Source organism: Arthrobacter sp. 05L44 (genome assembly GCF_056397605.1).
This window is the reverse complement of sequence record NZ_JBFTNS010000006.1, coordinates 1-20903: the sequence shown is the minus strand read 5'-3', so window position 1 is coordinate 20903 and position 20903 is coordinate 1. Positions and strand designations below refer to the sequence as shown.

At 67.6% G+C, this 20903-nt stretch carries 24 protein-coding genes and 1 pseudogene; 17 read left to right on the top strand and 8 right to left on the bottom strand.

Going from position 1 to position 20903, the window contains the following annotated elements:
• Positions 1-94: 94 nt before the first annotated feature.
• The 6 genes and pseudogenes from AC1DHY_RS12500 (at position 95) to AC1DHY_RS12475 (ending at position 7090) form a co-directional block, all read left to right on the top strand.
• Positions 95-1039, top strand: a complete 945-nt coding sequence (locus AC1DHY_RS12500; protein WP_476878944.1) for an ABC transporter ATP-binding protein — start codon at positions 95-97, stop codon at positions 1037-1039.
• 3 nt (positions 1040-1042) lie between these two features.
• On the top strand, positions 1043-1936 hold the full coding sequence (locus AC1DHY_RS12495; protein WP_476878943.1) for an ABC-2 transporter permease: 894 nt from the start codon (positions 1043-1045) through the stop codon (positions 1934-1936).
• 35 nt (positions 1937-1971) lie between these two features.
• Positions 1972-3265 (top strand): annotated as a pseudogene (locus tag AC1DHY_RS12490) (sensor histidine kinase).
• Positions 3262-4002 carry a response regulator gene (locus AC1DHY_RS12485; protein WP_476878942.1) on the top strand — a complete coding sequence of 247 codons (741 nt, stop codon included), beginning with the start codon at positions 3262-3264 and terminating at the stop codon, positions 4000-4002. The pseudogene AC1DHY_RS12490 and the gene AC1DHY_RS12485 overlap by 4 nt, the downstream one beginning before the upstream one ends.
• 283 nt (positions 4003-4285) lie before the next feature.
• Positions 4286-5713: an amino acid permease gene (locus AC1DHY_RS12480; RefSeq protein ID WP_476878941.1), complete on the top strand. Its 1428-nt coding sequence runs from the start codon at positions 4286-4288 to the stop codon at positions 5711-5713.
• Between the two features lie 36 nt (positions 5714-5749).
• Positions 5750-7090 carry a M18 family aminopeptidase gene (locus AC1DHY_RS12475; protein ID WP_476878940.1) on the top strand — a complete coding sequence of 447 codons (1341 nt, stop codon included), beginning with the start codon at positions 5750-5752 and terminating at the stop codon, positions 7088-7090.
• 7 nt (positions 7091-7097) lie between these two features.
• Here AC1DHY_RS12475 and AC1DHY_RS12470 read toward each other — a convergent pair whose 3' ends face one another.
• Positions 7098-7778 carry a DUF1345 domain-containing protein gene (locus tag AC1DHY_RS12470; RefSeq protein ID WP_476878939.1) on the bottom strand — a complete coding sequence of 227 codons (681 nt, stop codon included), beginning with the start codon at positions 7776-7778 and terminating at the stop codon, positions 7098-7100.
• Between the two features lie 249 nt (positions 7779-8027).
• On the opposite strand from AC1DHY_RS12470, the gene rpsF reads away from it, so the two are divergent.
• The 4 genes from rpsF to rplI all read left to right on the top strand — a co-directional run bounded on the left by rpsF (position 8028) and on the right by rplI (position 9796).
• Positions 8028-8333 (top strand): 30S ribosomal protein S6, encoded by a 306-nt coding sequence (rpsF, locus tag AC1DHY_RS12465; RefSeq protein ID WP_056736825.1) that lies wholly within the window; start codon positions 8028-8030, stop codon positions 8331-8333.
• Positions 8334-8388: 55 nt separating this feature from the next.
• Positions 8389-8961: a single-stranded DNA-binding protein gene (locus tag AC1DHY_RS12460; protein ID WP_476861451.1), complete on the top strand. Its 573-nt coding sequence runs from the start codon at positions 8389-8391 to the stop codon at positions 8959-8961.
• Between the two features lie 125 nt (positions 8962-9086).
• Positions 9087-9326 carry a 30S ribosomal protein S18 gene (gene rpsR / locus AC1DHY_RS12455; protein ID WP_003800144.1) on the top strand — a complete coding sequence of 80 codons (240 nt, stop codon included), beginning with the start codon at positions 9087-9089 and terminating at the stop codon, positions 9324-9326.
• 17 nt (positions 9327-9343) lie between these two features.
• Positions 9344-9796 (top strand): 50S ribosomal protein L9, encoded by a 453-nt coding sequence (rplI, locus tag AC1DHY_RS12450; protein ID WP_175323062.1) that lies wholly within the window; start codon positions 9344-9346, stop codon positions 9794-9796.
• 107 nt (positions 9797-9903) lie between these two features.
• Here the strand turns inward: rplI and AC1DHY_RS12445 are convergent, their stop codons facing one another.
• Positions 9904-10326 carry a DUF1801 domain-containing protein gene (locus tag AC1DHY_RS12445; RefSeq protein ID WP_476880452.1) on the bottom strand — a complete coding sequence of 141 codons (423 nt, stop codon included), beginning with the start codon at positions 10324-10326 and terminating at the stop codon, positions 9904-9906.
• Between the two features lie 151 nt (positions 10327-10477).
• Between AC1DHY_RS12445 and AC1DHY_RS12440 the strand changes: the two genes are divergently transcribed.
• Entirely contained in the window at positions 10478-11104 is a 627-nt protein-coding gene (locus tag AC1DHY_RS12440; RefSeq protein ID WP_476880454.1) for an FMN reductase, read from the top strand.
• 42 nt (positions 11105-11146) lie between these two features.
• Entirely contained in the window at positions 11147-11545 is a 399-nt protein-coding gene (locus AC1DHY_RS12435) for a TFIIB-type zinc ribbon-containing protein (RefSeq protein WP_476880451.1), read from the top strand.
• A gap of 25 nt (positions 11546-11570) precedes the next feature.
• Here the strand turns inward: AC1DHY_RS12435 and AC1DHY_RS12430 are convergent, their stop codons facing one another.
• Both AC1DHY_RS12430 and AC1DHY_RS12425 read right to left on the bottom strand, forming a co-directional pair.
• Positions 11571-12146 (bottom strand): hypothetical protein, encoded by a 576-nt coding sequence (locus tag AC1DHY_RS12430; RefSeq protein ID WP_476880450.1) that lies wholly within the window; start codon positions 12144-12146, stop codon positions 11571-11573.
• A gap of 3 nt (positions 12147-12149) precedes the next feature.
• A complete protein-coding gene (locus AC1DHY_RS12425; protein WP_476880449.1) occupies positions 12150-12608 on the bottom strand; it encodes a hypothetical protein in 459 nt (152 codons plus the stop codon).
• A 669-nt stretch (positions 12609-13277) separates the two neighbouring features.
• Here AC1DHY_RS12425 and dnaB point away from each other — a divergent pair.
• Positions 13278-14663 (top strand): replicative DNA helicase, encoded by a 1386-nt coding sequence (gene dnaB / locus AC1DHY_RS12420; RefSeq protein WP_476903708.1) that lies wholly within the window; start codon positions 13278-13280, stop codon positions 14661-14663.
• A 43-nt stretch (positions 14664-14706) separates the two neighbouring features.
• On the opposite strand, the gene AC1DHY_RS12415 is transcribed toward dnaB, so the two are convergent.
• Both AC1DHY_RS12415 and AC1DHY_RS12410 read right to left on the bottom strand, forming a co-directional pair.
• Positions 14707-15666 (bottom strand): acyl-CoA thioesterase, encoded by a 960-nt coding sequence (locus AC1DHY_RS12415; protein ID WP_476903707.1) that lies wholly within the window; start codon positions 15664-15666, stop codon positions 14707-14709.
• A 157-nt stretch (positions 15667-15823) separates the two neighbouring features.
• Positions 15824-16258: a DoxX family protein gene (locus AC1DHY_RS12410; protein WP_476903706.1), complete on the bottom strand. Its 435-nt coding sequence runs from the start codon at positions 16256-16258 to the stop codon at positions 15824-15826.
• A 142-nt stretch (positions 16259-16400) separates the two neighbouring features.
• On the opposite strand from AC1DHY_RS12410, the gene AC1DHY_RS12405 reads away from it, so the two are divergent.
• The 3 genes from AC1DHY_RS12405 to AC1DHY_RS12395 all read left to right on the top strand — a co-directional run bounded on the left by AC1DHY_RS12405 (position 16401) and on the right by AC1DHY_RS12395 (position 18835).
• Positions 16401-17756 carry an MATE family efflux transporter gene (locus AC1DHY_RS12405; RefSeq protein ID WP_476880345.1) on the top strand — a complete coding sequence of 452 codons (1356 nt, stop codon included), beginning with the start codon at positions 16401-16403 and terminating at the stop codon, positions 17754-17756.
• 46 nt (positions 17757-17802) lie between these two features.
• Positions 17803-18396: a hypothetical protein gene (locus AC1DHY_RS12400; protein WP_476903705.1), complete on the top strand. Its 594-nt coding sequence runs from the start codon at positions 17803-17805 to the stop codon at positions 18394-18396.
• 85 nt (positions 18397-18481) lie between these two features.
• Positions 18482-18835, top strand: coding sequence for a hypothetical protein (locus tag AC1DHY_RS12395; RefSeq protein ID WP_476880535.1), 354 nt, complete (start codon positions 18482-18484; stop codon positions 18833-18835).
• 17 nt (positions 18836-18852) lie between these two features.
• Here the strand turns inward: AC1DHY_RS12395 and AC1DHY_RS12390 are convergent, their stop codons facing one another.
• Positions 18853-19395 (bottom strand): CGNR zinc finger domain-containing protein, encoded by a 543-nt coding sequence (locus AC1DHY_RS12390; protein ID WP_476880536.1) that lies wholly within the window; start codon positions 19393-19395, stop codon positions 18853-18855.
• A 183-nt stretch (positions 19396-19578) separates the two neighbouring features.
• Between AC1DHY_RS12390 and AC1DHY_RS12385 the strand changes: the two genes are divergently transcribed.
• Positions 19579-20529, top strand: a complete 951-nt coding sequence (locus tag AC1DHY_RS12385; protein WP_476880538.1) for an EamA family transporter — start codon at positions 19579-19581, stop codon at positions 20527-20529.
• 86 nt (positions 20530-20615) lie between these two features.
• Here the strand turns inward: AC1DHY_RS12385 and AC1DHY_RS12380 are convergent, their stop codons facing one another.
• On the bottom strand, positions 20616-20882 hold the full coding sequence (locus tag AC1DHY_RS12380; RefSeq protein ID WP_476880537.1) for a hypothetical protein: 267 nt from the start codon (positions 20880-20882) through the stop codon (positions 20616-20618).
• Between the last annotated feature and the right edge of the window lie 21 nt (positions 20883-20903).

Below are 20903 nucleotides of genomic sequence, written 5' to 3'. Positions count from 1 at the left end.
GGGCCCTGAATCATCCCTGAGAGCGGCGAATTCGGCCGCCCGCGTCGGTAGCGTGGTAGGTACACAACCACACGCGACGCAAAGGAACGCTTCCATGATCGAAGCACGAGGCCTGACCAAGGTGTACGGCGAAAAAACCGCCGTCGCCGGAGTCAATTTCACCGTCGAAGCCGGCAGGGTCACCGGATTCCTGGGCCCCAACGGCGCCGGAAAATCCACCACCATGCGCATGATCATGGGACTGGACCGGCCGACGTCGGGCTCCGTCACCGTCAACGGCGTGCCGTTCGACCGCCACCAGGCGCCGCTGCGCGACGTCGGTGCCCTGCTGGACGCCAAAGCCGTCCATACCAGCCGCTCGGCCTACAACCACCTGCTGGCCATGGCCGCCACCCACAGCATCCCCAAGAAGCGTGTGCACGACGTCATCGAGATGACCGGGCTGGCCGAGGTGGCCAAGAAGAAGGTCGGCGGGTTCTCCCTCGGCATGGGCCAGCGGCTGGGCATCGCCGCGGCACTGCTCGGCGACCCGCAGACCGTCATCCTGGACGAACCCGTCAACGGCCTGGACCCGGAAGGAGTGGTCTGGGTGCGGAACCTGGTCAAGTACCTGGCCTCCGAGGGCCGGACCGTGTTCCTCTCCAGCCACCTGATGAGCGAAATGGCCGTCACCGCGGACCACCTGATCGTGATCGGCCGGGGCCGGATCATCGCCGATGCGCCCATCCAGGACATCATCACCGGCAAGGGGCAGGGCCGCACCCTTGTCCGCACCGACCAGCCGGACCAGCTGATGCAGCTTCTGGCCGGCGCGGGCGTCACCGTGGAAGTCCAGGACAACGAGCTCCTGGAGGTCTCAGGTCTCCAGCCGCGCGACATCGCCCGGACCGCGCTTGAGAACCGCGTCATGATCTACGAACTTACCCCGCTCCAGGCCAGTCTTGAGGAGGCCTACATGGAGCTGACCAAGGATGAGGTCGAATACCACTCGCTCGTCACCACGGGTGCCCACGCCCCCGACCAGTCCGGAGGCAACTAAGCCATGAGCTCCACCACCCTCGAACCCACCCCCTCCAGCCGCGGCGCCCACGCCGGCACGGCGGGCACCCCGGCCGGCAACAGCCTCAGCACGGGACCCGGGCCCAGTTTCCTGCGCGTCCTGAACTCCGAAGTCATCAAGTTCCGCACGCTCCTGTCCACGCTTATCCTGCTGGCGGCCACCGTCGCCGTGATCGTCGGTGTCGGCGCCCTCGCCGCGTGGGGAATCGGCCAGGCACTGCAGGCGTCCTCCAGCAATCCCCAGCGGTCCGCCGCGCTGGCGGCCCAGGGCGACATTGCCGCCTCCGCACCCAGCGCCGGAATCTCCTTCGCACAGCTGATCCTCGGCTCCCTGGCCGTGCTGATCATCAGCTCCGAGTTCACCACCGGCATGGCGCGGTCCACCTTCACCGCCGTCCCGAAGCGCATCCCGGCCTTCGTGGCAAAACTGGTTGTGGTGGTGGTGTCCGCCTTCCTGGTCACCGCCGTGTCCCTCTATCTCGCCGGCCTGGTGGCCGCGCCGATCCTGGACCAGTACGGCCACACCCTCGATATCTCCAGCGGGCACTATTACCGGACCCTCCTGATCAACAGCGCCTACGTGGCAGCGGTCGCCGCAATCGGGATGGCGCTCGGGGCGCTGATCCGCAACTCGGCCGGCGGCATTATGAGCCTCGTCGGAATCTTCTTCGTGCTCCCGATTGCGCTGGAAATCATCCAGGGCGACTTCGTCAAGGAACTGCGCAAATTCATGCCGGCCAACACGCTGGCGCCGCTGACCGCGTCCGAGCACGTTCCGGACACCCTGGAAGCCTGGCAGGCCGCCCTGGTCCTGGGTGCCTGGGCGGTCATCCCGCTGGTCCTCGCAGGGTTCCTGCTCAAGAAGCGCGACGTCTAGCAGGGCCCGCGGGTACCAGCGTCTAGGCTCGGAGCATGATCGACGCAGCACCCCCCAAGGACGCACCGGCCGGCCAGGCCGGTGCGTCCTTCGCCGAAATCACGGCCCGGCGGCGCGGCCGGGTCCGGCGCTACCTCCACCTGCACCCGCGGGTGATGGACGTCCTGGTGGTCCTTACCTACCTGCTCCTGGCGACCCCGACGGCGGTGCAGTCCCTGCGCGGCGGCCCGTGGCAGGTGCTGGTCCTGCTGGCCGCCACCGCCGTCGTGCTCCTGTTCCGCCGCGCCCGCCCGGTGCTGGTCCTGGCGGCGGCGGCCGTGCTGGAACTCGCGGTCTCCGCGCTGCACCCGTGGGGCTCCAACGTCTCGGCCGGCCTCTGGTTCGCCCTGTACTCGGTGGCCCTGGTCCGCTCCCGGCGCTTTACCTTTATTGCCCTGGCCCTCTCGACGGCGCCGCTGGCGGCACTCTACGTCTCGCTGGCCGTCGGCCCGCTGGACGGGCGGCTGCCGGACATGGCCGTCAGCACCCCGGCCAACTTCCAGCTGGTCACCAGCATCGCGGCCGGGGTGAGTATCATCCTCTCCAGCGTGATTGCCACCGGAATCGGGATCTCGGTCCGGCAGCGGCGGGAGCATGAGGAGGAGATCACCGCCTGGGCCGCCACCGCCGCGCAGCTTGGATCGGTGAACGAACGGAACCGGATTGCGCGCGAAATGCACGACGTCGTGGCGCACTCCCTCACCGTGATGGTGAGCCTGTCCGACGGCGCCGCCGTCGTCCTGGACAGGGACCCGCAGCGGGCCGGGGAGGTGCTCGGCGAACTCTCCCGGACCGGCCGGACGGCGCTGGCGGATATGCGCAGGGTCCTCGGCGTCCTGCGCGATGATGCCGCCCCGGGCGCGGCCCCCCGGGAGCCGCTGGTGGCCGGCGGGAACCTGGCCAAACTGCTGGCGGGATTCCGCACGGCCGGCCTGCCCGTGCAGTACTCGCACTCCGGCCCGGCGCTGCCGGAAGACGCCGCATTCCAGTTGACGGTGTACCGGATAGTCCAGGAGTCGCTGACGAACGTGCTGCGTTACGGCCGGTCCCTGGGCCGTGTGGATGTCAGGATTTCGCGGAACAATGCCACCGTGGCCATCGAGGTGCTCGACGACGGCAAGGGCGGCCTGGAACAGCCACCCGGACCGCTGGGTTCCGGCCAGGGCCTCGCCGGGATGCGCGAACGCGCCCGGTTCTATGCCGGCACGGTGGAGGCCGGACCGGCCGCGAAGGGGGGGCTGGCGTGTGCGCGCCGTCCTGAACTGCAACCTAGACAAGGGAGCGTCATGACCGACGACGGACCGATCCGCATCCTGCTGGTGGACGACCAGCCCCTGCTCAGGATGGGCTTCCGGCTGATCCTCGAAGGGGAGGAGAATTTGTGCGTCGTGGGCGAAGCCTCCGAGGGAGCCGAGGCCGTGCGCCGCACCGAGGAGCTGCGGCCCGACGTGGTGCTGATGGACGTGCGGATGCCCGTACTAGACGGGATCGAGGCGACCCGGACCATCACCTCCTCCGGCTCGGCGGCGCGGATCATCATCCTGACCACGTTTGACCTCGACGAATACGCCTTCGCGGGACTGCAGGCCGGGGCGTCGGCCTTCCTGCTCAAGGATGTGGCCCCCGCGGAGCTGGTCAGCGCCGTCCGGATTGTGGCCAGCGGCGACGCCGTTGTGGCACCGCGGATTACGCGGCGGCTCCTGGAGACCTACGTCCGCAGCGGGCAGCAGGACGGCGGCCCGGACGGGCAGGCAGGCGGGCCAGCAGGCGGGCAGCCGCGGCCCGCGGCCCGGCCCGCGCGGGATCCCCTGCTGGAGGAACTGACGCCACGGGAGACGGAAATGCTCGAGGCCATCTCCGAGGGTCTATCCAATGCCGAGATCGCGCACCGGTATTTCCTGTCCGAAGCGACCGTCAAAACCCATGTGCGGCGCATCCTCAACAAGCTGCAGCTCCGGGACCGGGTCCAGGCCGTGGTCTACGCCTATGAGACCGGCCTGGTGGTGCCGAGCAACCCGGACTACTAGGCGCACGGACTGCTGGGCGATCGGCGCAACCGTGCCCCCAGGAGCCTGAAACAGTGGTTTCACGCACATTTCGGAATTGCCGCGGAGGCAACACCCATTGCCTCCCGGGCCCCATTGCTGGAGGTCCGTCCGAAAACCGCTGCCGTAATCTGTATATCTGCACAGAACAGCGGTTCGGGCTGGCGGTCTAGTGTGAAACGACACTGTGGTCCGCCGCACATCCTTGCCCGGCATCGCCGGAGCGGAGGCACGGGCCCACACCACCCACGAAGGACGGCGCTTCATGCAGGCTGACCAGCAACTCTCCAAATCCCTGAAACCCCGGCACTTGTCCATGATCGCCATCGCCGGCGTCATCGGCGCGGGCCTCTTTGTCGGCTCGGGCGCCGCCATCCAGCAGGCCGGTCCGGGCATCCTGGTGGCCTATCTGGCGGCGGGGCTTGTGGTCATCCTCGTGATGCGCATGCTCGGTGAAATGGCAGCCGCCAACCCCGAGACCGGATCCTTCTCCACCTACGCGGACAAGGCCCTGGGCCGCTGGGCGGGCTTCAGCATCGGCTGGCTCTACGCATGGTTCTGGATCATTGTGCTCGGCATCGAAGCCACCGCCGGCGCCGCGATCATGCACCGCTGGGTGCCCGGCATCGACCAGTGGGTCTGGGCCCTGGCCCTGATGATCCTCCTGACCCTGACCAACCTTGGCTCGGTGAAGTCGTACGGTGAGTTCGAGTTCTGGTTCGCCTCCATCAAGGTTGCCGCCATCGTGCTGTTCCTGCTCTTCGGCGTCGCGGCCATCCTCGGCCTCATCCCGGGCGTTCCCGCCCCGGGACTGGACAACCTGACCGGTAAGGGCGGGTTTATGCCCAACGGACCCGGCGCCGTTTTGGCCGGCATCCTCGTGGTGGTCTTCTCGTTCTTCGGCGCAGAGATCGCCACCATCGCCGCCGGCGAATCCGAGAACCCGGTCGACGCCGTCAAGAAGGCCGTGAAGTCCACCGTCTGGCGCATCCTGGTCTTCTACATCGGCTCCATCGCCATCGTGGTGACCCTGCTGCCGTGGAACTCCGCCTCCGTCGCCAAGAGCCCGTACGTGGCCGTAATCGAGCTGTTCGGCATCCCCGGCGCCGGCACCATCATGGACGTTGTGGTGCTGACCTCCGTGCTGTCCTGCCTGAACTCGGGTCTCTACACCGCCAGCCGGATGCTCTTCTCACTCTCGCGCCGCGGCGACGCTCCCCGGTCCTGGATGCGGATCTCCAAGCGCGGCGTCCCGGCCGGCTCGGTGCTGGCCTCCACCGTGGTCGGGTTCATCACCGTGGGCCTGAACTACATCGCCCCGGACACCGTGTTCCTGTTCCTGGTCAACACCTCCGGCGCGATCGCCCTGTTCGTCTGGCTAGTCATCTCCATCTCGCAGCTGATCCTGCGCCGCCGGATGGGCACCGCCGCCCGGGACCTCGAGCTGAAGATGTGGCTCTTCCCCTACCTGACCTGGGTGGCGATCATCAGCATCGTGGCCTTGCTGGTAGGCATGGTGGTGCTGGACACGACCCGGGAGTCGCTGCTGCTCTCCCTGGCCCTCGCCGCCTTGGTGGTAGGGCTCGGCGTGTGGCGCTACCGCGGGAACGCTGCCGCGAAAACCGGTGACGACGCCGGGGCCGGCGCCGAGACCGGCGAAGAAGCAACCGCAGGCGTCGGCCCGGCCTCCTAAGGCCGGGGGCATGGCTCCGAGGCTAGACTCGGAGCCATGCCTTCCACCGCCACAGCAGCAGAGCACATCCAGGACCTCGGCGCCTACGTCAGCGCGTCGCCGTCGAGCTTCCACGCCGTCCACGAGGCCGCCCGGCGGCTCAATGAGGCCGGGTTCACCCGCCTCGACGAACTCCAGCCCTGGACAAACGGCAGCAACGGGGACGGCGGCACCGCGGCCGCGGACCGGGCCGGCGCCTGCTATGTAATCCGCGACGGCGCCCTTATCGCCTGGGTGGCGCCCTCCGGTGCGGGACCCACCACGGGCTTCAATATCCTCGGCGCGCACACCGACTCGCCGTCGTTCAAACTCAAGCCCAAGCCCACCACCGGCAAGTTCGGCTGGCTGCAGGCCGGCGTCGAGGTCTATGGCGGACCCCTGCTGAACTCCTGGCTGGACCGCGAACTGCAGCTCGCCGGGCGGCTGGTGATGCTGGACGGCACACAGCACCTCACCGCCACGGGACCCCTGCTGCGCTTCCCGCAACTGGCCATCCATCTGGACCGCGGGGTCAACGACGGGCTGGTCCTGGACAAGCAACAGCACATGAACCCGGTCTTCGGCCTGGGCGACCCGGCCGACGCCGATCTCCTGGGCCTGCTTGCCGGGCGTGTTCACGGAGCGGCGGTGGACCCCGCGCAGATCGGCGGCTACGACATCGTCATCGCGGACACGCAGGCCCCGGCCGTTTTCGGGGCGCGGGACGAATTCTTCGCCTCCGGACGCCTGGACAACCTCTCCGCCACCCACGCCGGACTGACGGCCCTGATCGACCACGCCTCCGGCGCCGTGCCCGCCGACGGCCCGATCGCTGTCCTGGCCGCCTTCGACCACGAGGAAATCGGCTCCGCCTCCCGCTCCGGGGCCTGCGGCCCGGTGCTGGAGGACATCCTGGTCCGGATTTCTGACGGGCTCGGCGCCACCGCGAGCCAGCGGCGGCAGGCATTCGCGGCGTCGTTCTGCGTTTCCGCGGACGCCGGCCACGCGGTGCACCCCAACTACGCCGAACGCCACGACCCGGCCAACCGCCCGGTCCTGAACGGCGGGCCGCTGCTGAAGATCAACGCCAACCAGCGCTACGCCACGGACGCCGCGGGCGCCGCGCTGTGGGCCAGGCTCTGCACCGACGCCGGGATCCCCTACCAGGAGTTCGTCTCCAACAACGTTATGCCGTGCGGCTCCACGATCGGTCCACTCACCGCCACCCGGCTTGGCATCCGCACGGTCGACGTCGGCGTCCCCCTGCTGTCGATGCACTCCGCGCGGGAGTTTTGCGGCGTCGAGGACCCGCACCGGCTCGCGACGGTGGCCGCGCTCTTCTTCCGCACCGCCGCCTAGGAACCGCCTAGGAGCCGGCGAGGCCGATCACGAGGTTGATGGTGGCAGCCAGGATGACGGTGCCAAACAGGTAGGACAGCAGGCTGTGCTTGAGGGCCTCGGCCCGGATCGCGTGGGTCCGCAGGGCAGTGTCCGAGACCTGGTAGGTCATGCCCAGGCTGGTGGCGAGGTAGGCGAAGTCGGTGTACCGGGGAGGTTCGTCCTGGTTGAAGTCGATGCCGCCCTCCTCCGCGCCGGCCCGCGCCGCGGTGCTGTAGTACAGCCCCGCATACCGCACCGTGAAGAGAGTCTGGACAAGCATCCAGGACAGGGCGACCGACGCCAGCGCCAGCAAACCGCCTGCGAGGCGGGATCCGCCGTCGTTGCTGTGCGCATCCAGCACGACGGCGGCCACGGCCGCGAGGCTGGCGACGTTGGCGGCCAGAATCAACAGGTCCGTGGCGCTCCGGGAGGGGTCCTCCGTGATCGCGTGGGCACGGGTTTCGGCGGCATCCAGCCGGCCGATCACGATCCAGACCCACAGCACGTAAATCAGCGCAGCGCTGCTCCAGCCGATGGCGGGGGCCTCCACCCAGTGTCCGCTGATCCCCGTGGCGACAGCGGCGAGCAGCCCGGCCAGGACCATCACGGCAAAGCGCAGCCGGCTGCGGTGGACGGGCGACGCCTTAGGGCGGGGTGCGGAGCTCATGCCCAGATCATGGCATACCAACCCGGGAGCTTATCCACATCCGCGCCGAACGGCTTCCGCCGCCAACGCGGCGGCGCCTAGGGTGGCCGTGGGAGAAATCGCTGAAACCGGCCCGGATGCACTAAGCTATTGAAGTCTGTGCTGCGCCCTGCCTCCGTTCCGGTGGCGGTGCGCCGCGCGGATACCGCAAATGAACCTCCTGTTACGGAAATGCCGTAACCGCTTAGCCCAAAGGAGGTGGGTTCACATATGCGTCCTTACGAATTGATGGTAATCATCGACCCCGAGGTCGAAGAGCGTACCGTTGAGCCGTCGCTTCAGAAGTTCCTGAACGTCATCACCAACGATGGTGGAACCATCGAAAAGGTTGACATCTGGGGCCGTCGTCGACTGGCTTACGAAATCCAGAAGAAGTCCGAAGGTATCTACGCCGTGGTGAACTTCACCGCCGAGCCGGCTACCGCCAAGGAACTTGACCGCCAGCTGAGTCTCAACGAGACCATCATGCGCACCAAGATCACCCGCCCCGAAGAGCAGAAGGTTGTTGCTGAGTAATTCAGCTTCACTCTTTCAATCTTTAACCCCGTAGGAACGAACAAGGAGGACGTAGATGGCAGGCGAAACCACTATTACGGTTATCGGTAATCTCACCAATGACCCCGAGCTGAGGTTCACACCGTCAGGTTCGGCAGTAGCGAACTTCACCATCGCTTCTACGCCCCGCACGTTCGACCGCCAGTCCAATGAGTGGAAGGACGGGGAAACCCTGTTCCTCCGCGCATCGGTGTGGCGCGAAGCCGCCGAGAACGTCGCCGAGTCCCTGACCAAGGGCATGCGCGTGATTGTTTCCGGCCGGCTGAAGAGCCGTTCCTACGAAACCAAGGAAGGCGAGAAGCGCACCGTTATCGAGCTGGAAGTCGACGAGATCGGCCCCAGCCTGCGCTACGCCAACGCCAAGGTCAACCGCACCCAGCGCTCCGGCGGTCAGGGTGGCCAGGGTGGCTTCGGCGGCGGCAACAGCGGCGGTTTCGGTGGCAACTCTGGTGGAAACCAGGGCGGCAACTCCGGCGGAAACTGGGGCGGCAACCAGCCCGCACAGCAGGACGATCCGTGGGCAACGCCCGGGGTCAGCAATGCAGGCGGCGGCTGGGGCAACGGCCCGGATTCCGAACCTCCTTTCTAAAACACATCTAAAGGTCCGACGCCGGAACCCGCGAAGCAGCCCTCGGCTGGCGCGCGGCGACCGTGGCGGATCACCACCATCCCGTGGATCAATATCCACGGGCTCCATCGAATAGGAGCTCCACGATGGCTAAGGCTGAACTCCGTAAGCCCAAACCAAAGTCCAACCCCTTGAAGGCCGCTGACATCACTGTCATCGACTACAAGGACGTAGCATTGCTGCGCAAGTTCATCTCCGACCGCGGAAAGATCCGCGCCCGTCGCGTTACCGGCGTCACGGTGCAGGAACAGCGCAAGATCGCACAGGCAATCAAGAACGCCCGCGAAGTTGCTCTGCTGCCTTACTCCGGCGCTGGCCGCGGCTAAGGAAGGGAACAACTAACATGGCAAAGCTCATTCTGACCCACGAAGTAACCGGTCTCGGTGCTGCTGGCGACGTTGTCGAGGTCAAGGACGGTTACGCACGTAACTACCTGCTCCCCCGCAACTTCGCCCTGACCTGGTCCAAGGGTGGCGAGAAGCAGGTTGAGTCCATCAAGGCTGCCCGCGCTGCCCGCGAGCACGCTTCCCTGGAAGATGCTCAGAAGCAGGCCGCTGCACTGCAGGCCAAGCCGGTCAAGCTGGTCGTCAAGGCTGGCGAGACCGGACGTCTGTTCGGCACCGTCAAGCAGGCCGACGTGGCGGACGCTGTTGAGGCCGCCGGTCTCGGCCGCATCGACAAGCGCAAGGTTGAACTGCCGGCTCACATCAAGTCGACCGGTTCCTACCAGGCCAACGTCCGTCTCCACGACGACGTTTCCGCTGTGATCGAACTCGACGTAGTGGCAGGCAAGTAGTCCCCAGGACTCGCTGAACTGCACGGGAGGCCCCCGCCTCCGGATTCCTCAGGGAACCGGACGCGGGGGCCTCCTGCATGTGGCGGACGTTGTGCGCGGCCGCCGGGTCAGGGCTGGTGCAGCACTGTGGTGACGTGCCGGTAGCCGAGCCTGATCAGGTCTTCGAGGACCGCCACGTCGACGTCGTCGAGTTTGTTGAGGTACAGGCACCCGGCGCCGGTCCGGTGTTTCCCAAGGCGGCCGAGCAGTTCGACGGATTCGGGCCCGTACGTAAGTCCGTAGAGGGAGAGGCTGGACTTCCGGGGCGAGAAGCCGACTGCCGGGGCCTCACCCTCCCGTCCGGTTGCGTAGCGGTAGTGATAACGGCCGAAGCCCACAATGCTGGGCCCCCACATCTGTGCCTCCTGGCCGGTGATGCGGGACATCAGGGACTGCAGTCGCAATCCGTCCGCCCGCCGGACCGGGTGTTCGACGGCGGCCAGGAAACCGGCCACCGACTCCCCTGTTGCCTGGGTCTTGTTTTCCGCCATACAGGCAGTCTCGCAGATGGCGGCGGGACTGTTCGTGGGTCCGGGGCGGCCCCACGGCAGAACGGGAATAAAGCCGGCGGGCCACAGCTTCTACAGGTAGATGCAAATGCATGTAGATAAGTTCCCCAGGAACCAGGCACAGGAGTACACCGTGGAAAGCCGCCGCATAACCGTTCTCTCCGCCGGACTCGGCGTCCCGTCGTCGAGCCGCCTTCTCGCGGACCAGCTGGCCGCCGCCGCGGAACAGCGGCTCGCCGCGGCGGGCTATGCCGTGACGGTCGACGTGGTCGAGCTTCGTGATCTGGCGGTCGAGATCGCCAACAACTTTGTCACCGGTTACGCGGCACCACGCCTCGCCGAGGCCATCGCAGGCGTCGAGGCCTCCGACGGCATCATCGCCGTCAGTCCGGTGTTCAGCGCCTCCTACAGTGGCCTGTTCAAGTCGTTCATTGACGTACTGGATCCCAAGTCCCTCGAGGGCAAGGCCGTCCTGCTGGGCATCACGGGCGGCACGGACCGGCACCAGATGGTGCTTGACTACGCCATGCGGCCGCTCTTTAGCTACCTCCGCACCAGGATTGCGGCCACCGGGGTGTTCGCTGGCCCGCAGGACTGGGGCGCCGCGGGCGACGGCGGGTCCCCGCTCTCTGTCCGGATCGACCGGGCCGCCGGGGAGTTCACCGGTCTCCTCGAAGGCACCCAGCCGCACACCCGGCAGGCGCCGGTCGAATCCCTGCCCTTTGAGCAGCTGCTCGCCGGGATCTCGGGCGGCCGGTAGCCGGCAGCGAACTATTCGGGCCCGGGGTTCGTTGTCCGGGACATGAAATGTCCTGTGGATTCCGTAGACCTGGTGATGAGCGAACGAGGCGGCGTGGAGATTGACTACTGCCCGCAGTGCCGCGGCGTGTGGCTGGACCGGGGGGAGCTAGACAAGATCATCGACCGTTCGGAGTCCTTCGGCGCGCCCGGGGGAGCCGCGGCGGCTTCCGCGCCCGCCCCGGTGCCGCCGCCGGCGGCCCAGGTGCCGCCGCCGCTTTACCACCTTGAGCCGCGGAGCGGGGAGCGCCGGCCGGACGAACGGCGCTACGACGACCGGCACCGGGACGATCGCCGCGATCGCCCGCGATACGACCAGCCCCGGTACGACCAGCCCCGCTATGACGACCGCCGGAGGCCGAAGAAGAAGGAAGGCTGGCTGGGGGAGCTGTTCGACTTCTAGCTGCGCCGCTGCCGGAACGGACTGATCAGTCCTCCAGCAGGGCGATGAACTCCTGGGCCTGCTTCAGCGAGATGTCCGAGTGCCGGGTCAGGGCCGCAGCGGCTGCCTCGGTTTCGCCGCTCCGGGCCAGCGTGCGGATGCGCCCGTAGATTTCGTCGTTGAGCATGTTGCTGCTGACTTCGCGCGTCACGTCGCCTTTGCTGGCAATCGCCCGGTAGCGGTAGGGAAACCGCTGCGGTGAGTCATCATCGTCATCGTGAGCCGGCTGCTCGGGCGCCTCCGGGGGGCGGAACGGCTGCGGGTGCGCGGCCAGGGCACCCACCGCATCCCGTGAGGCGCGGAGACCCTCGCCGGTGGACTCCAGGTAGAGCTTGATGGCGGCCATGGCCTGTCCCTGGGCTATCAGGGCATACACGCGGCGGTGCTGCTCCTGATCCAGCCGGGACGCGGCGGCACGCGCTAGCTCCACCGAGTTGCGCCCGGGCTGCGGTTCCGCGTCCGGGCGGGAGCTCGGCTGGCGACGGGACAGGGCCCGGGCGCCCAGAACGACGGCGACGCCCACAACGGCGAGGATCAGGATGGGGATGAGCAGGGCTTCCATGGACTACAGCCGATCTACGTAATTCTTGGCGGTCAGGAGATCCGCGCGGGTGGCCTGGCGCAGCAGTTTGATGGCCTGGATTTTGTGCCCCGAACGCGCCAGGGCCTGGAGTTGGAGGGTGAACTGGGGACTTAGTTGTCCGCCGGGCAGCACCGCGCCGGGATAGCCGGCGCCCTGACGACCGGCACCCTGATAGCCCGCAGCGGCGCGGGCGTGCTCGGCCTGCTGCGACTGCTGCTGTTCATTCTGGCTGGGCCGGGTCGCCGCGTCCACCCGGGCCCGGGCCGCAGTGGCCGCCTTGACCTGGGCCTCATAGTGGGCCCGGGAGCGCATGGCGAGTTCCAGCTGGTACCGCTCGGCGTCAGAGATGCCGAAATTGCGCGGCTTGAGGGCCGCCGAGACGGCCCAGAGAACGCCCGCCAGGATCAGGGCAGGCAGTATGACAATCAAGACATCGCCCATGGCCACAGCTTATGCCAGTTGCGGGTTATCCACAGCATATTCTCGGCGTCGTATACACGCGGCGGCAGTCATCGCCGCAAAATCTCCTGCGGCGTGACAGCCATCATAAAATTCGCATGTTCGGCCCGGTATATGGTGCGCCGGGGATGCCGCTATCCCCAGTCCGGGCATGCTGGCTGTGGATGAAAATTTCCCATAACTATTTGTCCTCCACAGGGAAAAGGCGGCGTTTTCGCATGTCAGAGCCATATTTGGGGTAAAACAATTTTGCTATCCACAGTTGTACCCACAGGCTGTGCACAAGCACGGGGCGGTAGTCCACAAGTTATCCACAAGTGGGTCTCCGGGCCGGGTTGGTGGGGGTGGCAACGGGCGATACCGTAGCGGGAGACCAGGTTGGCAGCGCGGATTTCGGCCGTGGAAACTGCCGCCCGCACAGGGCCACCACTCCACGCCCAGGTGTCGCAGGTCCGGGCCGCAGGCCGGGTCCGGACGTCAGGGTGCACGGCAAAGAGTCGGTGGCCACTGATAGACAGTAAACGGCGGAGGCCGGGGCGCGGCCGTACCGCGGCCCTCCTCCAGTGGCCGCACTTCGCGCCACAGGCTTCACCACGCAGGGCTTACCCGCCGCGGAACAATTTTCCGCCGGCACAATGAAGGACGGCAGTTTTGTCAGTAACACATCTGGACTCGGTTGAGGGCACTCGGGGAGCCGAGGGAAGCCGCAAGCCCCCGCAGGACATACCGGCGGAGCAGTCTGTGCTCGGCGGCATGATGCTGTCCAAGGATGCCATCGCTGACGTTGTCGAGATTCTCCGCGGCCAGGACTTCTACCGGCCGGCCCATGAAACCATCTACGAGGCCATCATCGACCTCTACGGCCGCGGCGAGCCCGCCGACGCCGTCACCGTCTCGGACGAACTGACCAAACGCGGCGAGGTCAACCGCATCGGCGGTCCGGCCTACCTTCATGAGCTGATCCAGACGGTCCCCACCGCCGCCAACGCCGGCTATTACGCCGAGATCGTGGCCGAGCGCGCCGTCCTGCGCCGGCTGGTCAACGCCGGCACCAAAATCGTCCAGCTCGGCTACGGGCAGGACGGCGAGGTGGAGGACCTGGTCAACCAGGCCCAGGCCGAGGTCTACGCCGTCGCCGAGCGCCGCACGGCCGAGGACTACGTGGTCCTGAAGGACGTGATGGAGTCCACGGTGGATGAGATCGAGGCGTCCGGGCACCGCGGCGAGGGCATGGTGGGCGTTCCCACCGGTTTCTACGAGCTGGATGAGCTGACCCACGGCCTGCACCCGGGCCAGATGATCGTCATTGCCGCCCGTCCGGCCGTCGGTAAGTCCACCTTCGCGCTGGACTTTGCCCGCTCGGCCGCGATCAAGAACAACCTCGCCACCGTGATGTTCTCGCTCGAGATGGGCCGGAACGAGATCGCGATGCGACTGCTGTCCGCCGAGGCCACCATTGGGCTGCAGGATCTGCGCAAGGGCACCATCAAGGACGAGCAGTGGTCCAAGATCGCCACCACCATGGGCCGGATGAACGACGCCCCGCTCTTCATCGATGACAGCCCCAACATGTCGCTGATGGAAATCCGGGCCAAATGCCGCAGGCTCAAGCAGCAGCACGATCTCAAGCTGGTCATCCTCGACTACCTGCAGCTCATGAGCTCGGGCAAGAAGGTGGAGTCCCGCCAGCAGGAAGTCTCGGAATTCTCCCGCGCCCTGAAGCTCCTGGCCAAGGAACTCCAGGTTCCCGTGATCGCTCTTTCACAGCTGAACCGTGGTTCCGAGCAGCGCCAGGACAAGCGCCCCATGGTCTCTGACCTGCGTGAGTCCGGTTCCATCGAGCAGGACGCCGACATGGTCATCCTGCTGCACCGCGAGGACGTGTACGACAAGGAGTCCCCGCGCGCCGGCGAGGCCGACATCCTCATCGCCAAGCACCGTAACGGTCCCACGAAGGACATCGTGGTGGCCTTCCAGGGCCACTACTCGCGCTTCGCCAACATGGCCGGGGACGCCGGCGGCGGCGGAGGCTTCTAACCGGCCCGGCCCTGCCGGACCCCGTCCGGCAGGGCTCCGGGGCCTACAGCAGGTGGTTCGGGAGTCGGTTCCCGGGTGCCCGGCCCCGGATCTCCAGCAGCTCCCGGGCGTGCGCATGGAGCCTCTTGTCCTCATCTGAGACTGGAACCCACTGCGGGATCGGAACGGACGTGCCGCTGTCATCGCGGGCCACCATCACGGTCAGACAATACGTCGTCAGGTTCAGCTCGTGCCCCTTGGGGTCACCTGAGCGGACGTGGACAGCAATGTGCATGCCTTTCGTCCCCGTGTAAACCAGCCGGGCCTCGACTTCCACTAGGTGGCCGATCAGCAGCGGCCGGTAGAACCGCACGCCCCCGGAGAACACCGCCACGGTGTCCTTGCCGGAGTAGCGGGAGGCGCAGACGTAGGCTGCCTCATCGATCCACTTCATGACGATTCCGCCGTGGACCTTGCCGCCCCAGTTCACATCGGTGGGCGCGGCCATAAACCGAAGCGTGACGCGCTCGGCCGTCCCGGCGTCGGTGTATTCCTGCCCGCTCATGGCCTGGACGATGTCGTCCCTGACCTTGATCCGGGCCAGCGCATGATCGCGCTGCTCGACTTCCTCCGGCGTGGTCGGCTCAAACTGCGGTACAGGGATGGGCTTGCCGTCCTCCCCGACGGCCACGAAGATGACCATGCACTGGCTGCGCATGGTGGCCGGGCCGCCTTTCGGGTCGCTCGAGGAGACCACGGCCCGGATATGCATCGAGGAGCGGCCGGTGTACACGATGGTGGCCGTGACCTCGACCATGTCGCCGCTGTTGACCGGATCAGCGAAATGGATGTTGCCCACGTAGGCGGTCACGCAGTAGGTCTTCGCCCACCCGACGGCGGCGGCATAGGCGGCCTTGTCCACCCACTCCAGGACCGTTCCGGCGTCCACGGAGCCGCTGTGACCGACGTCGGTGGGGGCGGCCAGGAACCGCAAGGTAACGGCGTTGGGGGAAGTCTCGCTCATGGAAGCGAGTGTACTGACGCAGGAGCCGGCCGGCGCAGGCCGCCGACACATTCGCGCCGCCGGACGCCATATGGCGGCGGCAGCCCTTGCCCGCGAACGACGGCGGGCGGCCACCCAAGGTGACCGCCCGCCGTCGCGCCCTGCGCAGTGTGCGTGCTTAGGCCAGGACGCTCAGCTTGGAGCCGGGCCGGCCGAAGACGGCCCGGTCCACGGAGACCTTGCCCGCGCCCACGAGCGCCACGGCGAGGGCTGCGGCGGCAAGGAGGAGCACCAGTTCGAATCCGCCCGTGGCGACGAATATGCCAGCCGGGGCATGGACCAGGAACAGGGCGCCGAGCATGTCAACGGCAAGCAGGACGCCAAAAACGCGGGTCAGGACACCCAGGATCAGGGCGATGCCGCCGACGAGTTCCAGGACCGCAATGACCGGGGCGGCGACATCGGCAGCCGGGACTCCCATCTGGGCGAACGCTGCCTGCGTTCCCGGGATGGTGAATTCGTTGAACTTTTGCCAGCCATGGGCTGCAAAGAGGAAGCCGGTGGCAATGCGAAGGACCGTGCGGGCCGTGGTCGTGAGCGAGGACTGGTTCATGGGGATACCGATCTGTCGTTTGGAAACGGCGGGGAATGCCGGGTAATTACTTGAATATTCAACTTCTAGTGTTCCGGCGGATAGTTGAAAAGTCAAGTAAAGTGTCGTCCCGCGACTCCCGGGCTGCGGCTAGGGTGGTTCCGTGCCAGACTCCGCCACGTCGTCCGCGATCGCCCCGTCCAGCTCCCGCCGGCGCCGGGAAATCCTCCGGCTCGCCGTCCCGGCCTTCGGTGCGCTGATCGCCGAGCCGTTGTTCCTGCTGGCGGATTCCGCGATCGTCGGCCATTTGGGGGTGGCGCAGCTCGCCGGCGTCGGCCTGGCGTCGGCCGTGCTGCACACCGCGGTGGGCCTGATGGTGTTCCTCGCGTATTCCACGACCCCCGCCGTGGCGCGGGCGATCGGCAACGGCCAGCTGCCCAAGGCCCTGGCCGCCGGCCGGGATGGTGTTTGGCTGGCGCTGCTGCTGGGCCTGGTCCTGGCGGCCGCCGGCTTCAGCGCCGCCGAGCCGCTTATGGACCTGATGGGTGCCAGCGGGGAGGTCCGCGCGTTTGCCGTGGACTACCTGCGCTGGTCCATGCCCGGGCTGGTCGCCATGCTCCTGATCTTTGCCGGCACCGGGGTGCTCCGCGGGCTGCAGGACACCCGGACGCCGCTGGCCGTCGCCGCCGCCGGATTCACCGTCAATATCCTGTTGAACCTCTTCCTGGTCTATGGATTGCGGCTGTCGGTGGCCGGCTCTGCCCTGGGCACCAGCGTCGCCCAGTGGGCCATGGCCCTGGTGTATGTCGTCATGGTGCAGCGCAATGCCCGCAGCCACGGGGTATCCCTGCGCCCCGCGTGGGCCGGGATCCGGGCCCTGGCCACAGTGGGCTCCTGGCTGATGCTGCGCACGCTGAGCCTGCGGGTGGCGATTCTTGCCACGGTGGTTGTCGCCACGGCGCAGGGGCCGGTGAACCTGGCGGCCCACCAGCTGGCCATGACCGTCTTCACCTTCCTGGCCTTTGCCCTCGACGCGCTGGCCATCGCCGCCCAGGCGCTCATTGGTAAGGAGCTCGGTGCCGGCCGCAGGGAGGCGGTACGCGACCTTACCGGCACCATGACCCGCTGGGGACTGGGCTTTGGAGTGCTTACAGGGATCCTCCTGGCCGTCGGGGCGCCCTGGGCGGGTGCCCTCTTCACCTCCGATCCGGGCGTCCAGGCGGCGTTGACCGTGGCCTTGTGGGTGGTCGCCGCCGGACAGCCGATCGCCGGCTACGTTTTTGTCCTCGACGGGGTGCTGATTGGCGCCGGCGACGCCCGGTACCTGGCCCTTGCCGGCGTCGTGAACCTGGCCGTGTACCTCCCGCTCCTGCTGGCGGTCCGGCTTTCCGGGCTCGACGGCGGGGCCGCGCTGCTATGGCTCTGGGCCGCCTTCTCGCTCGGCTACATGCTGGCGCGTGCCCTCACGCTGGGGCTCCGGGCGCGGACCGACCGGTGGATGCTGCTGGGAGCACGCTGACGCCCGCCCGGCGCGCACCGGATCATGCAGCCACTAAACTGGGCAGGTGACTCTCCCCGCTGACCCCCAGGCCACAATTGCCCTGCCCGCCGCCCCGGATCTGTGGAAGCCCGTTGTGATCCGGGCCGCGATCGCCCTGGCCTTCGGCGCCGTAACAGTGTTCTGGGCGGCACCCCCCGTGGCCGGCATGGGCTGGGCCGGTGGGGTCTACCTGTTGGCTACCGGGCTGGTCCTGATCTGGAGCGTCAAAAAGACCGGCCTGCCGCACGGGCATGGGACGGCCAAGGTCCTCGCGGCCGCCGGCGCGGTACTGACCGGAACCGGCGTCGCCGTCGGACTGCTCTCCAGCAACCTGGTGTTCGGTGTCATAGGAGCCCTCGGCCTGGGTCTTGCCGGCGCCGCAGAACTCTACCTCGGACTGGCCGTGCGACGCCGCTCCGTGCTTGCCCGGGACTGGACAGCCTCCGGCGTGATCGGGCTCGGCACCGCGGTGGCCCTGCCCTTCTTCATCGACCTGGGGCCGCATGCGCTGCTGGGCGTGGCCGGAGGCGGTGCGATCATCAGCGGCGTGCTGTGGACGCTAGCCGGACTGACCCTGCGGCACAATGCGCGGGACGTTTCCGCCGAGGCCGTAAACTAGTAGCGACAGGTTCTACCCTGCGTAGAACAACCGCGGTATCACGACTGCCACGCCTGCCGGGCGCTGGCGGCAGGAGGAAAGCACCTTGGCAGAGCAGAAATCTGGAGAAGGCCGCGGCCTGCGGACCTCGGTCAAGGGACCGCTGATGTTCTCCGCGTTCTGGGCAGTGCTGGCCTTCATTGCCGTCCTGATCTTCGCCTCCGGCGGCAGCGCCAGGGAACCACGCTTCGACCTTGCCTTCACCGGCGCCGGCATCGCCTTCATTGTCACGCTCGTTATCGCGGCCATGCTCTCGATGAGCTACAAGGACAACGCCGAACACCTGGGCAAAGGCTCCGGGGTCAACCTGAGCTCCAGGCGGCCGGCGTCGCACGACGGCTCAGCCCCGCAGGCCCGCCCCGCCGACGACGCCCGCGGCGACGCCGGCCAGGCGGACTAAGCAGCTCAGCAGGGCAGCTAGGACGCCGCCTTCCGCGCCCGATAAGCCGCCACATGCGCCCGGTTCGCGCAATTGCCGGTATCGCAGTAACGCTTCGAGCGGTTCCGGCTCAGGTCCAGCACCACCGCGTCGCAGTCGTCCGCCGCGCAGACCAGCATGCGGTCCATCTCCTTGCTGCGGATCACATCCACCAGGGCCATGGCGGCCTCGGTACTCATCCGATCCGAAAGCGGCGCCTCGGGCGTGGTTGCGTGCAGGTGCCAGTCCCAGCCGTCGTGCTTCATCAGCTGGGGCAGGGCCCGGGCGCCACGCAACAGCCGGTTCACGGTCTCGACGGCGGTGCCCTCGTCCGCCAGCCAGAGTTCGGCAAGCTCGGCGCGCAGCCGGTGCACGCTGGCCAGCTCCGCGCCGTCGTGCGTCCGCGAACCGGTAAAGCCCTCGGCCGCCAGGAAGCGGTCCAGGTCGGCCACCGTAGACAACTGTTCTTCCCCGTTGGCAGCAGTATTGATCAGCCCGACCACCGATCGCAGCGCAACTTCCGTGTCAGGGGCAAAAAGCATCTTGACTCCTTACGTCGTCCGGACGTACTGTCATGACCATAACCCAATTTTACTCCTGACAGGAGGCAGCCCGTGTCTGCCGCACGCCGTCCCGCCCGGCCCCAGGCCGCTCCACGCCCCACACTCCGGGACGCCGCCTCCCCGCACCCCGCGGAATCCGCCGGGCGTGGGGCTCCCGGGTTCCTGGCCTCGGGCCTGGGCGTGGCCCTCTTTTCGTCGGCCGTCTTCGGCATCTCGGGGTCCTTTGCCAAGGCCCTGCTCGAGACCGGCTGGACACCGGGCGCCGCGGTCACGGCGCGGCTCACCGGTGCAGCACTGGTCCTGGCCGTCCCGGCCGCCGTTGCCCTCCGCGGCCGCTGGCACCAGCTCATCGACAACTGGCTGACGGTCCTGCTGTTCGGGCTGATCGGGGTGGCCGCGTGCCAGCTGTTCTACTTCAACGCCGTCGCCCGGCTCTCGGTGGGCGTCGCGCTCCTGCTGGAGTACCTGGCCCCCGTGATCATCGTGCTGTGGCTCTGGGCGGCCAGCCGCCGCAGGCCGCGGCCGCTCACCATCGCCGGAACCCTGCTTTCACTCGGAGGCCTGGTCCTGGTCCTGGACCTCACCGGTGCCGTCAAGATCGATCTGGTCGGGGTGCTCTGGGGAATCGCCGCCGCCGTCTGCCTGGCCATCTATTTCTTCATCACCGCCAAGGAAAACGACACCCTGCCGCCGATTGTGCTGGCCTCGGGAGGGCTGATGGTGGGAGCGCTCGTGATGTGGCTGGCGGCTGCCACCGGACTGCTGCCCATGGCAGCCAGCACGGCCGACACCCGGCTGGGACCTTGGGTAACTCCGTGGTGGGTGGCCTTGGCCGGCCTGGTCATTCTCGCTACCGTGCTCGCCTACGTCTCCGGTGTTGTGGCGGCGCGGGCGCTGGGCTCGAAAGTGGCATCCTTTGTCTCGCTGACCGAGGTCCTGTTCGCCGTGATCTGGGCGTGGCTGCTGCTGGGGGAGCTGCCCGGCCCGGTGCAGCTTCTGGGCGGGGTGCTGATTGTCGGCGGCGTGGTGCTGGTCCGCCTCGATGAGCTGCGCGCCCCGGCCCCGGTGCCCGCCGCACTCGACCACGCCAACGACGTCGAGCCGGTTCCCTAGGGCTGTCCGGCTGCCCGCGCGCCCCGGAGCGCTGGGAAAACGAAAAGCCCGGACGCGGTGCGTCCGGGCCTTTCGTTGAAGCGTGCTTAGCGGAGGGAAGCGCTTTCCTGGTCGCTGGCGTTGCGGGTGGCCATCTGGCTGGCCTGCTGCAGGGCCTGCGACACCCGGTTCAGGTTGGCCGTGTGCTCACCGGACCAGTCGTTACGGAACTTGTCGGCGTCCGGACCCTTCCAGTCGGTGGCCGCCAGGGCCTTGGTCAGCAGCGACCGCTGGTTATCGATCTCCTGCGCGCCGGCCTGCAACTTGGTTCCCAGTGCCTTGAGCTGAGTAACATCTGCGCCCCACATAGCCATGTGACAATCTCCTTAGTTCAC

What these genes read in the sequence shown, in the direction of transcription:
- AC1DHY_RS12500 (WP_476878944.1), top strand. Translation starts at nt 95, where the DNA reads ATGATCGAAGCACGAGGCCTGACCAAGGTGTACGGCGAAAAAACCGCC.
- AC1DHY_RS12495 (WP_476878943.1), top strand. Translation starts at nt 1,043, where the DNA reads ATGAGCTCCACCACCCTCGAACCCACCCCCTCCAGCCGCGGCGCCCAC.
- AC1DHY_RS12485 (WP_476878942.1), top strand. Translation starts at nt 3,262, where the DNA reads ATGACCGACGACGGACCGATCCGCATCCTGCTGGTGGACGACCAGCCC.
- AC1DHY_RS12480 (WP_476878941.1), top strand. Translation starts at nt 4,286, where the DNA reads ATGCAGGCTGACCAGCAACTCTCCAAATCCCTGAAACCCCGGCACTTG.
- AC1DHY_RS12475 (WP_476878940.1), top strand. Translation starts at nt 5,750, where the DNA reads ATGCCTTCCACCGCCACAGCAGCAGAGCACATCCAGGACCTCGGCGCC.
- AC1DHY_RS12470 (WP_476878939.1), bottom strand. Translation starts at nt 7,778, where the DNA reads ATGAGCTCCGCACCCCGCCCTAAGGCGTCGCCCGTCCACCGCAGCCGG.
- rpsF (WP_056736825.1), top strand. Translation starts at nt 8,028, where the DNA reads ATGCGTCCTTACGAATTGATGGTAATCATCGACCCCGAGGTCGAAGAG.
- AC1DHY_RS12460 (WP_476861451.1), top strand. Translation starts at nt 8,389, where the DNA reads ATGGCAGGCGAAACCACTATTACGGTTATCGGTAATCTCACCAATGAC.
- rpsR (WP_003800144.1), top strand. Translation starts at nt 9,087, where the DNA reads ATGGCTAAGGCTGAACTCCGTAAGCCCAAACCAAAGTCCAACCCCTTG.
- rplI (WP_175323062.1), top strand. Translation starts at nt 9,344, where the DNA reads ATGGCAAAGCTCATTCTGACCCACGAAGTAACCGGTCTCGGTGCTGCT.
- AC1DHY_RS12445 (WP_476880452.1), bottom strand. Translation starts at nt 10,326, where the DNA reads ATGGCGGAAAACAAGACCCAGGCAACAGGGGAGTCGGTGGCCGGTTTC.
- AC1DHY_RS12435 (WP_476880451.1), top strand. Translation starts at nt 11,147, where the DNA reads ATGAAATGTCCTGTGGATTCCGTAGACCTGGTGATGAGCGAACGAGGC.
- AC1DHY_RS12430 (WP_476880450.1), bottom strand. Translation starts at nt 12,146, where the DNA reads ATGGAAGCCCTGCTCATCCCCATCCTGATCCTCGCCGTTGTGGGCGTC.
- AC1DHY_RS12425 (WP_476880449.1), bottom strand. Translation starts at nt 12,608, where the DNA reads ATGGGCGATGTCTTGATTGTCATACTGCCTGCCCTGATCCTGGCGGGC.
- AC1DHY_RS12415 (WP_476903707.1), bottom strand. Translation starts at nt 15,666, where the DNA reads ATGAGCGAGACTTCCCCCAACGCCGTTACCTTGCGGTTCCTGGCCGCC.
- AC1DHY_RS12410 (WP_476903706.1), bottom strand. Translation starts at nt 16,258, where the DNA reads ATGAACCAGTCCTCGCTCACGACCACGGCCCGCACGGTCCTTCGCATT.
- AC1DHY_RS12390 (WP_476880536.1), bottom strand. Translation starts at nt 19,395, where the DNA reads ATGCTTTTTGCCCCTGACACGGAAGTTGCGCTGCGATCGGTGGTCGGG.
- AC1DHY_RS12380 (WP_476880537.1), bottom strand. Translation starts at nt 20,882, where the DNA reads ATGGCTATGTGGGGCGCAGATGTTACTCAGCTCAAGGCACTGGGAACC.